We start from the raw sequence: 11,509 nt of genomic DNA, 5'->3' as shown, positions 1-11,509 counted from the left end.
AAATCCGGAATAGAAAGACGCCCCGATGCATGGCGAACCTGGTTGGAGGAGCATGGCGGTAGCAAGCCTACAAGGAGGTCCCCTACAGGTGCGCGAGAGTCAGGTGCCGAGTGGGGGCAGGGCACCTGGCATTGGTAGACCCTGCTTGTCGAAGACAATTCGTCGTCGGCCAAGCCCCGACAACAATGACTTCTCTATCCGCCGGGGCTGCGAAGATATTCCGGGATATCGACTTCCGGGTTATCGCGAAACTGCTCCAAACGATGCTGTACCTTGGACTCTGACGCCGTGAGATGCTTGAACAGGGAATGGCGAGCCTGAGTCGGCTTCCGCGAAAGCATCAAACTGAAAACTTCGCGATGCTCGTCAAAGAAGGGATCGCTCTGAGGAAAGTCGATCTTGCTCCCGAGAAGGTGCTTGCTTATCAAGAGGATGGGGCGGGTACGTTGAAGCATGGTAACGATTTCATCGTTACCCCCCGCTATCATGGCATGTTGATGCAGGTCGTTTTCCAGTTCGTCGAGAAGCTCTCCCCGGATGTTCGGGTATTGGTTTTCTGCGCTATCGAGCCGGTCAATGTAGCGTTTGATATCGGCACTGGGCAGTTTTTCGGTGGCTTGGGCGATCATGAAGGGCTCAAGCTGTTGTCGAGCCTCGTATAGCTGATGCAGCCTGTCATCATCCAGTGGTACCACTGTCCAGCTACTGTACTTGTTGTTTTCAACAACACCCAGGGACTGAAGGTGAAGTAGAATCTTTTGAGTCGTGGTTCGGCTAACATCGAGAAACTTTGCCAGTTTTAGTTCGTTTAGCTCCATACGACCTAGCATGGAGCAGAGAACGATATCGCGTTCGATTTCTTCGGCAAACTTTCGCCAGGAGTCGGTCCGGCGGACCGCCATCTTTCCGCTGGATTGTGCGAAGTCCTTCTCGGTGAGTTGGCGTCTGATAACGTCAGAAGGCTGACTCCCCACCAGGTAGCCCCTGCCATCAAAGCGGCTGATCTTTCCTTCATTGTGAAGCCGTTCCAGTGTCTGACGCACAGGGGAACGACTAATCTTGAAAAGCTCGGAAATATTGCTTTCCAGCAGAACAAGCCCCGTTTCGAGGCTACCGCTTTCCATGCTCTCGATTAATATGTGGTAGAGCTGATCCTTTAGCGTACCCATCTCGACTCTCCAATACCGTGTCGCAACAATTCTTTTTAGCTTTTGTTGTGGTGGTTTTCCGGCCTTGCGCTTGAAGCTTGCCATGATGAGATGGCGATAGTGTCAATGGAGGGGTCTACCCTTCAAGAAACCGTATTCGCTTGGCTCAGATCATTGTTCGTCGGCTTGCCTACCGCTAGCGCCAAAGGGCCTGAAGCCGAGCGCTGTAAGACTGATGGCCTGGCATCGGGCCTCGCAGGGGCGGTCTTTTCCTGGTCGGACAGACTGTCCTCGACCCATTTGGCCTTGGTCCCCCGGGGCCCGCAATACCCTGGCCGGCTAGCGTAAAGGACTGCATCGGCTGGACGTACATCCCCTGCCTGCGTATCGCTGTCAGGCGCAGGGGGCACTCGCGGCAAGCTTTCGTTGCGCTGGTGTCCGTGACCCATGGCCGCTGCAGTCAAGGCGTCGGCCTAGGTCACGGCGCCGACCATCCACGGGACGAACTCATTGTTGCCATACCCCAGGGTTTCGCTAGCGCTGGATTCGCCCGATGCGACCGCGATGATCCGCTCGAAGATCATCTCGCCGACCTCTTCGACACTCGCCATGCCGTCAGCGATAACGCCACAGTTGATATCCATGTCTTCGGACATGCGTTCATACATGGCGGTATTTGTCGCGAGTTTGATGGACGGTGCCGGCTTGTAGCCTGATACCGAACCCCGCCCCGTCGTGAAGCACACCATATTGGAACCGGATGCGATCTGCCCTGTCACCGATACCGGGTCGTAGCCCGGGCTGTCCATGAAATTGAACCCCGGCTGCGTGCGTGGCTGGGCATACTCAAGTACGTCGTTGAGACTGGTCGATCCGCCCTTGGCGACGGCACCCAGCGATTTTTCAAGGATCGTCGACAGACCTCCGGCCTTGTTTCCCGGAGACGGGTTGTTATTCAGCTCGGCGCCATTGATCTCTGTGTAGTGCTTCCACCAGGCGATGCGATCCAGGAGCTTGCTTGCCACGTCCTTGCTGATGGCTCGATCCAGGAGAAGATGCTCGGCGCCATAGATTTCGGGAGTTTCGCTGAGGATCACGCTCCCACCATGCTTGACGATGAGGTCCGCAGCGTGCCCGAGGGCTGGGTTCGCGGTGATGCCCGAGTAGCCGTCTGAACCGCCGCACTGAAGCGCTACGGTAAGGTTGCTGAGAGGGCTGGGTTGGCGCTCGGCTCTTGGATGGCTACGGGCCATATCGAGGATCTTCTCGCGCGCCAGTTCGATACTTGCCCTGGTGCCGCCAACATCCTGGATGTTGAAGTAGTAGAGACGAGATGTATCGGTCAATCCCGATTTTTCCACCAATTGCTTGACCTGATTGGTCTCGCAGCCGAGACCAATGATCAACACGAAGGCGAAGTTCGGGTGTCTTGCATAGCCTGCGATGACGCGCTCCAGAAAGGCGAAGCCTTCTGTTTCGGTATTCATGGCACAGCCGGAGCCATGGGTTACCGGAACGACTCCGTCATAGCCCAGGGCTTCGACTTCTCCGGATGCATTGAGCTGTTCTGCGGCCATTTTTGCGACCGTTGCCGAGCAGTTCACCGTGGAGAGGATGCCAATATAGTTTCTTGTTCCCGTCTGGCCGTCCGAGCGTAGATAACCATTGAAATTCCGCTCGCTCTCGTCGGCGTTGGTCATCGCTGCCGGCGAAAATCCTTCCAGAGAAGTGGTCCGCTCGAGCATCGAAACGTTGTGCGTATGCACATGCTCGCCCTGAGCGATATCACTGCTGGCGTTGCCGATGACCTGGCCATATTTGGTGATGCTGTCGCCAGCAGCGATTGCCTTCAAGGCAACCTTGTGGCCCGCGTCAATATTCTGCAAGGACAGGTTCGAATCGTCGTCAATCGGCATACCTTTCGGCAGGGCACGAGTGGCGACCCCGACATTGTCCTGGGGATGCAAACGAATGACAGCAGGCGTGTTGTTAATTAGCTGCATGGACGGCCTCTGGAAGAGAAATCACAAACTGGCGGAAAGCCTATCAGCTTTGGCAATCGTGGCGATTAGACTATAGTCTCACAAAATGGTCATTGCGCGCAATGAGCATTTGCTTTAGCTTTGGCCCCGCATGCTGCCCGGTCGCCCTCACCAGGGCCGATAAAAAACAGCGACAACAGGTGACTCGATGAAACAAGCAAAAGCATTATTGACCGCTGCAACCTTCACGCTTTCAACAGGCGCCATGGTGTTTGCCGCTGGTACCGCTCACGCAGCGACCACGCTGCGACTTGGCCATACTTTCAATCCTGGTGAAGCTAGCTATGAACTGCTAGGTGAGCTGGGCGAACGGGTAGAAGAAAGGACCGATGGCGAGCTCAAGGTTCAGGTCTTCCCGAGTGAGCAGCTAGGTTCCGAGGTACAGCTGCTCCAGCAGTCCAAGAACGGCTCCATCGACATTGTCGTGCCAGGGTACTCCGGTGCCAGTACGCTTCTCCCCGCGATGGAGATTTCAAACGCGCCTTTCATCTTCCAGAGCTGGGATGAAGCAAGACATATCCTCGAGGGGGAGGCCTATCAGCCGATCTTTGACGAGCTGAAGGAGCAGCATAACCTGGTACCTCTGGCAAAGACCTGGTACTGGGGCTGGCGCAACCTCACGTTCAACGGTGATGAGGTGCATAGCGTCGAGGATATGAAGGGCCTCAAGGTGCGCGTGCCCGAGTCGCCGGCGTGGGTAGAAATGGTAAAAGCCTTCGACGCCTCACCCACCCCGATTCCGTTCAGCGAGGTCTACCTGGCGCTCCAGCAGGGGACTGTCGATGGACAGGAGAATCCGATTCCCACCATTTATTCCCGCAAGTTCTATGAAGTTCAGGATCAACTGGTCATGAGCAGGCATATGCTGCAGAGCCAGGTTGTCCTGATGAACTCGCAGAAGTTCGAGTCACTGTCGGAAAGCCATCAGGAAATTCTCCAAGAGGTCGTTCAAGAGCTTGCCCAGGAGAACTACGAGCTGCAGACCGAGCGTGAAGGTTCCATGCTCGAAGAGCTTCGTGCGGGTGGCAACATCAACGTCATCGAGGATATCGACCGTGCCTCCTTCGAGGAAGCCGCAGTGCAAGCCAGGGAAAACCTGGTCGATCGCTGGGGTGAAGAAGACTATCGTCGCGTCATGACCGCGATTGAAAACTATCGCAACTAACTACTGCTACCTCCCGCCTTGCCTCGCCGAGTTGACGCGCTGGGCAAGGCGGCGATTGGTCAATGGTGATACATGACTAGTTTTCTCGTAAAAGTGAACAGCGGTCTGCTTGCGACCGAGAAGGTGTCCATCGGCGTGATCCTCGGTGTGATGGCACTGCTTCTCACACTGGGGGTGGCATTTCGATACATTCTTGGTGCTCCCTTTGTCTGGAGCGAAAGTGTGTCGAAACTATTGATTGTCTGGCTGACATTTGTCGGAACCAGTGTGGCTTTTGCTGAAAAGCAGCATATCACTGTAGATTCAGTGATAGCTGCGATGCCGAGAAGCATAAGAAGTGTGGTACATACCCTGGTACTCGTCCTTTCTATCGTGATTCTTGGCGCCATGGCGTTCCTCGGATACGAGTACTGTCAGACGGTTGCCAGCAGTACCTCTCCTATCCTGGGGATCTCGCTTGCCTGGTTCGCCTATGCGATGCCGATATTCTTTGTGTTCAGTGTTTTTCATTTAATGGTGAACGCTGTGGTCGAATGCTCTTTCAATGCATTCGAAACCGACATGGAAAATGTATAGGTGTGAAATGCTGATTATTATACTCGCTATACTTTTTTCCCTGATCCTCCTTGGTATGCCGATCGCCCTGGCGATGCTCGGCGCCTCTGTCGTATCCATTATTTCTCTGGATATTCCGCTGAATGTTCTGGCTCAGCGGGTTTCTTCCGGGGTCGAATCCTTTCCACTGTTGGCAATACCGCTGTTCATGCTCGCCGGCGGCATCATGAACAAGAGTGGCATCAGCGAACGGCTTTTTGACTTTACACGGTCGCTGGTAGGCCACTTGAGAGGCGGGCTCGCCCACGTCAACGTTCTCTCCAGCGTCTTGATGGCGGGCATTTCCGGGTCTTCTCTTGCCGACTGTGCAGCCACCACGCGGGTCATGGTCCCGCAGATGGAGCGAAACGGCTACGATCGGGGGTTCTCGGTTGCGCTGACCGCCTCTTCTGCCACGCTGTCGCCGATCATTCCGCCTTCGATCCTGATGGTGGTGTACGGCTGGCAGGCCAATATCTCCATCGGCGATCTTTTCATTGCAGGCATCTTGCCAGGCCTGCTGATCGCCCTGCTGCTGACCCTTCTTATCACCGGTATCAGCGTCGTCAAGCAATACCCGAAGGATGAAGGCTTCCAACGTTCTCGCGTAGCCAGCTACTTCAAGAAGTCGGTATGGGCGCTACTGATGCCCGTGCTGATCATCGTTGGCTTTCGGATGGGGATCTTTACGGTTACCGAAGTTGCCGCTGTCGCTGTCGCGTATTCCTTTTTCGTCGGAAAGTTTGTCTACAAGACATTAAGCTGGAAGGATATGGGCGGGCTGCTTGTTTCAACATCTCGTGAAGCTGCTTCTATCCTGATTATTATCGCTGCCTCGGCCCCCTTGGCCTGGTCGCTGAGCATTCTGCAAGCGCCGCAGGAGGTGGTTACATGGATTACAGGGCTGACGGACGATCGGTTGATGGTGCTGTTGCTGCTTAACCTTGCGTTGCTGGTTATCGGCATGTTCATGGAAACCATCGCCGTGATCATCGTCCTCGTTCCGATCTTGATTCCGCTGCTAAACGCTCTGGATATCAGTCTCGTCCATTTCGGCGTCATCATGCTCTTCAATCTCTTGATCGGGCAGATCACTCCGCCTCTCGGGGTGCTGATGTTCGTGAGCTGTAATATCGCCAGGCTGAACACCTTGCAATTCCTGAGGTCCTCGCTTCCCTTCTTCCTGGTGCTGCTGCTTGCGCTGCTGGTTATTACTTATATTCCTGGCTTGTCCCTTGCGTTTATTAATTAACAAGGTAGATATTCATGTATATTGTACAAGTGGTAAACGATAGTAACGAGGTTGTTGCAGCTATCGTCAACGGCGATGAGCTGGAACTGCTGGCACAGCCTCTCTACACCATTGCGCTTCATGCGGCGAACCAGGAGCGTAAGCTGGACGCTGTGCTGTCCGAATTTCGCACGGATGCCACCCTGTCCTACGACAAGGCCATCAGCGAGGGCCGTCTTCGCGCGCCGATCACCCACCCCGAGCCTGCCAACCTGCTGTTGACCGGGACCGGTCTGACCCATCTTGGCAGCGCGGCTCCGCGTAGCCAGATGCATGAAGGCGAGAACGTCGAGGCGAAGACGGCACAGCCCACCGATACTCAGCGCATGTTTGACCTGGGTGTCGCCGGAGGGAAGCCCGCAGCAGGCGAGGTCGGTGCGCAGCCTGAATGGTTCTACAAGGGCACGGGTCATACGCTACGCGCCCCTTTTGCCGAGATCACGATGCCGGACTTCGCCCTGGATGGTGGGGAAGAAGCCGAGCTTGCCGGGATTTACATCGTCAATGACCAAGGCCGAATCTTCAGAGTCGGCTTCTCCCTGGCAAACGAGTTTTCCGATCATGTGACGGAAAAACAGAACTACCTGTATCTGGCGCATTCAAAACTGCGCGATTGCAGCATCGGTCCCGAGATCTTCGTTGGCGAACTCCCCGAGGAGATCAAGGGAAATGTGTCATTGCATCGGGGTGGCGAACAGCTTTGGCATCGCCCCTTCATGAGCGGTGAAAAGCACATGTGTCATTCGGTGAGTAACCTTGAATACCACCACTTCAAGTATGCAACCTTTTGTCAGCCGAACCAGTTGCATGTTCACTTTTTTGGCGCCGCGGTACTGAGCTTCGGTGATGATATTGCCCTTGAAGATGGTGATGAAATGCGTATCGAGTGTGATATCACCACGCGCCCGTTGAGCAATGTGCTGAAGCGCGTGTCAGCTTCAAAGCCGGTAATCGAGTCGCTTTAAGGCAAATTTTCAAGGAGTTTTTATGTATTCATTGGAAGGAAAGCAGCTGATCGGCAGCCAGGCCATCGAGGCCAAGGGCGAGCCCATCCACGCCGTCAACCCGGCCACCGGCGAGACCCTCGAGCCTGGCTACAAGGCAGGTTCCAAGGCCGAGGTCGAGCGCGCCTGCGAACTGGCCTGGGCGGCCTTCGATAGCTACCGCGAGACCGGCCTCGAGGCCCGTGCGACCTTTCTCGAGACCATCGCCGAGGAGATCGAGGCGCTCGGTGACGCCCTGATCGAGCGCGCCATGCAGGAGTCCGGCCTGCCCCAGGCACGTCTTGAGGGCGAACGTGGCCGCACTTGCGGTCAGCTACGTCTGTTCGCCTCGGTGGTGCGTGCCGGCGAATGGCTCGACGTGCGGCACGATCCGGCCCTGCCGAACCGTGAACCGATGCCGCGGGTCGACCTGCGCCAGCGCCACATCGCTCTGGGTCCGGTGGCGGTGTTCGGCGCCTCCAACTTCCCACTGGCGTTCTCGGTGGCCGGCGGCGACACCGCATCCGCCCTGGCTGCCGGCTGCCCGGTGGTGGTCAAGGCCCACTCGGCCCACCCCGGCACCTCCGAGCTGGTCGGCCGCGCGCTGCAGAAGGCGGTGGCTCGCTGTGAACTGCCGGAAGGCGTGTTCTCGCTGCTGTTCGGCTCCGGTCGCGAGGTCGGCCAGGGCCTGGTCAGCGACGCGCGGATCAAGGCGGTGGGCTTCACCGGCTCGCGCAGCGGTGGTACCGCCCTGATGAAGACCGCCCAGGCGCGTCCCGAGCCGATCCCGGTGTACGCCGAGATGAGCTCGATCAATCCGGTGTTCCTGCTGCCCGAGGCGCTCAAGGCCCGTGGCAAGGAACTGGGCGAGGCCTTCGTCGGCTCGCTGACCATGGGTGCCGGCCAGTTCTGCACCAACCCGGGGCTGGTGATCGCGGTCAAGGGCGAGGCGCTCGACGGCTTCGTCGAGGCCGCCGCCGAAGCGGTCAAGGGCGCCGGCGCCCAGACCATGCTGACGCCGGGCATCCACGACGCCTACACCCAGGGCGTCAACACCCTGGGCGGCAGCGACAAGGCCCGTGAAGTGGCACGCGGCCCCCAGGGCGACGGCCCCAACCAGTGCCAGGCCGGCCTGTTCGTGGCCAAGGCCAGCGACTTCCTCAATGATGAGGCGCTGCAGGCCGAGGTGTTCGGTTCGACCTCGCTGGTGGTCGAGTGTGCCGACCTGGACGAGGTCAAGGCACTGGCCGAGGGGCTCGAGGGCCAGCTGACCGCGACCCTGCAGATGGACGACGGCGACATCGACGCGGCCCGTGGCCTTTTGCCGATCCTCGAGCGGCGTGCCGGTCGGGTGATGGCCAACGGCTGGCCCACCGGGGTCGAGGTGTGCCACGCCATGGTCCACGGTGGCCCCTATCCGGCCACCTCTGACTCGCGCACCACCTCGGTCGGCAGCGCAGCCATCCACCGCTTCCTGCGCCCGGTGTGCTATCAGAACCTGCCGGACGCCCTGCTGCCGCAAGCGCTCAAGGACGGCAACCCGCTGAACGTCAGCCGCCTGGTGGATGGCAAGCGCGAGAGCTGAGCCTTTCCCATCAGTCGCTGTCGATGAAGAAAATCACCGTCATTGAGGTGAGCGCTGGGCGCCCGGATCGAGTAGCTTGTAAGGGATAGCGTCTACCCAACTACTCTGAAATGGGTATTCCTGCCCGCTGATGAAGGAGAAGGATGATGGCGAGACGTCGTGCAGCCTCCCCGATGGCTCAATGGGGTACGCCCCTTGGCTACTGGATGATGGGGATGAAGATGACCCAGATGCTGGTCGAGGCCCAGATGGTGATCGGCATGCGACTGATGGGGATGAAAGGGTTCTGGTCGGTGGCTCCCGGCGAGGACCTGCGCATGGTCACCGAGAAGATGACGGCCTTTACCCAGGCCGCCATGGCCGCCCAGCGGGCGGCGATCAGTGGCCGCAGCCCCGACCAGGTGCTGACGGCGGCGATCAAACCCTTGGGGCGCAAGACATCCTCCAACACCCGGCGGTTGAGCAAGCGAGGGCCCAGCTGGCCGACCTGAGCGTCGTTGCACAGGCGTTCGTCTCAAAGGCAGGGTACAGGCCGTCTGTGGACCTGACCTTGTAGGTGCGAGCTTGCGGGTGTGAGCTTGCAGGCGTCAGCTTGCAGGTGTCAGCAAGGCAAGTGCCGCGGGCGGTATCATATGCCCGCGGCAGTCGCCATAATGGGGCTGCACATTCTTGTGGAACCCCTCCCCATGTCAGATTCCCGCCGTCGTGGTACACCACCGCGCTCCAGCAATGACAAGCCGTCTTCGCATCGCTCTTCGAACAGCGCCTCGAACGACCCTGCGAACAGCCGCTCTCGAAGTGCTGCCGGCAAGTCCTCGCGGTCGACCTCGTCGGGACGATCTCGTCAGGGCCACGGCTCACCCAAGGTCGCCATGGGTGAGGTGGCGGATCTGCGGGTGGTGCAGGTCACCGACTTCGGCGCCTTTCTCGACTGGGGCCACGAGCGTGACCTGCTGCTGCCACTCAGCGAACAGCGCCTGACGCCGGCCGTGGGCCGGCGTGTACTGGTCAAGGTCAGCGAGGACCGCAGCGGGCGGCCGGTGGCCTCCCAGCGTCTCGAGCGCTACATCACCGATCACAGCGATGACCATCGTGCCGGCGATGAGGTCGCCCTGGTCATCGCCGACACCACCGACCTGGGGGTCAAGGCGGTGGTCGATCACCGCTGCTGGGGGCTGATTTATCACGATGAGATCAGCCGCCCGCTGCGCCGCGGCCAGCGCCTGACAGGCTACGTCAAGCGGGTGCGCGAGGATGGCCGGCTGGACCTGTCGCTACTGCCGCCGGGCTCGGCCCGTCTGGACGTGGTCGGCGAACAGGTGCTCAAGGCACTGCGCGACGCTGGCGGCTACCTGCCGCTGTCGGACAAGAGTCAGGCCGCCGAGATCAAGGCGCGCCTGGGCGTCAGCAAGAATGCCTACAAGCAGGCCATCGGTCGGCTCTACAAGCGACGCTTGATCATCATCGAGGACAGCGGGGTGCGCCTGGCGCCCAGGGACTCAGGCGCCACCGCGACCAGCGACGGCGACGGCGACTGAAGTGAGTCTGAATCGGCGTGTCGCCGGGTGTAGGCAAGCGGCCGACAGCGACTGACCTTGGTGGTGCCTGGGGTGTCGGGCATACTTGACGGCATCTACCGCTAGCGGACGACCCCCGAATGACCAATCGCCCCCTTCGTGTCGGCGTGGTGATGGACCCCATCGACCAGCTGACCTACAAGAAAGACACCAGTCTCGCCATGCTGTGGTCCGCTCAGGATCGCGGCTGGTCGCTTTGCTACATGGAACAGGAAGACCTGTTCCTCAAGGAAGGCCGCGCCTATGCCCACCAGCGCCCGCTGCAGGTCCACCGTGACCCGCAGCACTGGTTCGACCTGGGCGAGGTCGAGTCGCGGCCGCTGGCGGAGCTCGACGTCATCCTGATGCGCAAGGACCCGCCGGTGGATGGCCACTTCCTCAACGCCGTGCATCTGCTGGCCTTCGCCGAGCGCGAGGGCGTGCTGGTGGTCAACCCGACCCGGCCGCTGTTCGAGTGCAACGAAAAGCTGTTCGCCCAGCAGTTCCCGCAGTGCTGCACACCGACCCTGGTGTCCTGTCGCGACAGCGAGATCCGCGCCTTCCAGGCCGAGCACGGCGACGTCATCTTGAAGCCGCTGGACGGCATGGGCGGCAGCGGCATCTTCCACATCGGCCCCGAGGGGCGGAACCTGGGGGCGGTGATCGAGACCCTGACCGAACGCGGCCGTCGCCAGATCATGGCTCAGCGTTTCCTTCCCGAGATCAAGGACGGCGACACCCGCATCCTGCTGGTGGACGGCGAACCGGTGCCCTTTGGTCTGGCGCGGATCCCGTCCGCCGGCGAGACCCGCGGCAACCTCGCCGCCGGCGGTCGTGGCGTCAGCCGCGAGCTGACCGATCGCGACTACTGGCTGGTCGAGCAGGTCAAGCCGGTGATCAAGGAGAAGGGCCTGATGTTCGTCGGGCTCGACGTGATCGGTGACTACATCACCGAGATCAATGTCACCAGCCCGACCTGCGTGCGCGAGATCGATGACCAGCGCGGCACAGACATCGCCGGCCTGCTGATGGACGCCATCGAGCGCCGCCTGGCGGCGCGCGGCTAGACCGTCGATCACGTCGAGTTTTCCCCACAGTCACTGAGCGCCATGCCCCCGGATGGTACACTGGGGGCATCCTGCCGG

The 11,509-nt window shown here is 59.5% G+C and carries 10 protein-coding genes; 8 read left to right on the top strand and 2 right to left on the bottom strand.

The window, feature by feature from the left end:
- Positions 1–194: 194 nt before the first annotated feature.
- Together NFH97_RS08245 and NFH97_RS08240 are read right to left on the bottom strand one after the other, a co-directional pair.
- On the bottom strand, positions 195–1,253 hold the full coding sequence (locus tag NFH97_RS08245) for a GntR family transcriptional regulator (protein ID WP_349624666.1): 1,059 nt from the start codon (positions 1,251–1,253) through the stop codon (positions 195–197).
- A gap of 368 nt (positions 1,254–1,621) precedes the next feature.
- Positions 1,622–3,151, bottom strand: a complete 1,530-nt coding sequence (locus NFH97_RS08240; RefSeq protein WP_349624665.1) for a UxaA family hydrolase — start codon at positions 3,149–3,151, stop codon at positions 1,622–1,624.
- 187 nt (positions 3,152–3,338) lie between these two features.
- On the opposite strand from NFH97_RS08240, the gene NFH97_RS08235 reads away from it, so the two are divergent.
- The 8 genes from NFH97_RS08235 (at position 3,339) to gshB (ending at position 11,431) form a co-directional block, all read left to right on the top strand.
- Positions 3,339–4,355, top strand: a complete 1,017-nt coding sequence (locus NFH97_RS08235; RefSeq protein ID WP_348827372.1) for a TRAP transporter substrate-binding protein — start codon at positions 3,339–3,341, stop codon at positions 4,353–4,355.
- A gap of 72 nt (positions 4,356–4,427) precedes the next feature.
- Positions 4,428–4,931: a TRAP transporter small permease gene (locus tag NFH97_RS08230; protein WP_348827373.1), complete on the top strand. Its 504-nt coding sequence runs from the start codon at positions 4,428–4,430 to the stop codon at positions 4,929–4,931.
- Positions 4,932–4,938: 7 nt separating this feature from the next.
- Positions 4,939–6,201 (top strand): TRAP transporter large permease, encoded by a 1,263-nt coding sequence (locus NFH97_RS08225; protein WP_349624664.1) that lies wholly within the window; start codon positions 4,939–4,941, stop codon positions 6,199–6,201.
- A 14-nt stretch (positions 6,202–6,215) separates the two neighbouring features.
- Entirely contained in the window at positions 6,216–7,205 is a 990-nt protein-coding gene (gene araD1, locus NFH97_RS08220; RefSeq protein WP_349624663.1) for an AraD1 family protein, read from the top strand.
- Between the two features lie 22 nt (positions 7,206–7,227).
- Positions 7,228–8,808: an aldehyde dehydrogenase (NADP(+)) gene (locus tag NFH97_RS08215; RefSeq protein ID WP_349624662.1), complete on the top strand. Its 1,581-nt coding sequence runs from the start codon at positions 7,228–7,230 to the stop codon at positions 8,806–8,808.
- Between the two features lie 146 nt (positions 8,809–8,954).
- Complete coding sequence (locus NFH97_RS08210; protein ID WP_083970522.1) at positions 8,955–9,299, top strand: hypothetical protein; 345 nt, start codon at positions 8,955–8,957, stop codon at positions 9,297–9,299.
- 381 nt (positions 9,300–9,680) lie between these two features.
- On the top strand, positions 9,681–10,346 hold the full coding sequence (locus tag NFH97_RS08205) for a CvfB family protein (protein WP_240184275.1): 666 nt from the start codon (positions 9,681–9,683) through the stop codon (positions 10,344–10,346).
- A 119-nt stretch (positions 10,347–10,465) separates the two neighbouring features.
- Positions 10,466–11,431, top strand: a complete 966-nt coding sequence (gshB, locus tag NFH97_RS08200) for a glutathione synthase (RefSeq protein ID WP_108131902.1) — start codon at positions 10,466–10,468, stop codon at positions 11,429–11,431.
- Positions 11,432–11,509: the final 78 nt, after the last annotated feature.

This window comes from Halomonas sp. SCS19 (assembly GCF_040147015.1).
GTDB classification, from domain to species: Bacteria; Pseudomonadota; Gammaproteobacteria; order Pseudomonadales; family Halomonadaceae; genus Halomonas; species Halomonas litopenaei.
The sequence above is the reverse complement of the archived record's forward strand: the minus strand, read 5'-3'. Positions and strand labels throughout refer to the sequence as shown.

Bases quoted from the DNA above. Each gene is read 5' to 3' on its own strand.
- NFH97_RS08245 (WP_349624666.1), bottom strand. From the start codon at position 1,253: ATGGCAAGCTTCAAGCGCAAGGCCGGAAAACCACCACAACAAAAGCTA.
- NFH97_RS08240 (WP_349624665.1), bottom strand. From the start codon at position 3,151: ATGCAGCTAATTAACAACACGCCTGCTGTCATTCGTTTGCATCCCCAG.
- NFH97_RS08235 (WP_348827372.1), top strand. From the start codon at position 3,339: ATGAAACAAGCAAAAGCATTATTGACCGCTGCAACCTTCACGCTTTCA.
- NFH97_RS08230 (WP_348827373.1), top strand. From the start codon at position 4,428: ATGACTAGTTTTCTCGTAAAAGTGAACAGCGGTCTGCTTGCGACCGAG.
- NFH97_RS08225 (WP_349624664.1), top strand. From the start codon at position 4,939: ATGCTGATTATTATACTCGCTATACTTTTTTCCCTGATCCTCCTTGGT.
- araD1 (WP_349624663.1), top strand. From the start codon at position 6,216: ATGTATATTGTACAAGTGGTAAACGATAGTAACGAGGTTGTTGCAGCT.
- NFH97_RS08215 (WP_349624662.1), top strand. From the start codon at position 7,228: ATGTATTCATTGGAAGGAAAGCAGCTGATCGGCAGCCAGGCCATCGAG.
- NFH97_RS08210 (WP_083970522.1), top strand. From the start codon at position 8,955: ATGGCGAGACGTCGTGCAGCCTCCCCGATGGCTCAATGGGGTACGCCC.
- NFH97_RS08205 (WP_240184275.1), top strand. From the start codon at position 9,681: ATGGGTGAGGTGGCGGATCTGCGGGTGGTGCAGGTCACCGACTTCGGC.
- gshB (WP_108131902.1), top strand. From the start codon at position 10,466: ATGACCAATCGCCCCCTTCGTGTCGGCGTGGTGATGGACCCCATCGAC.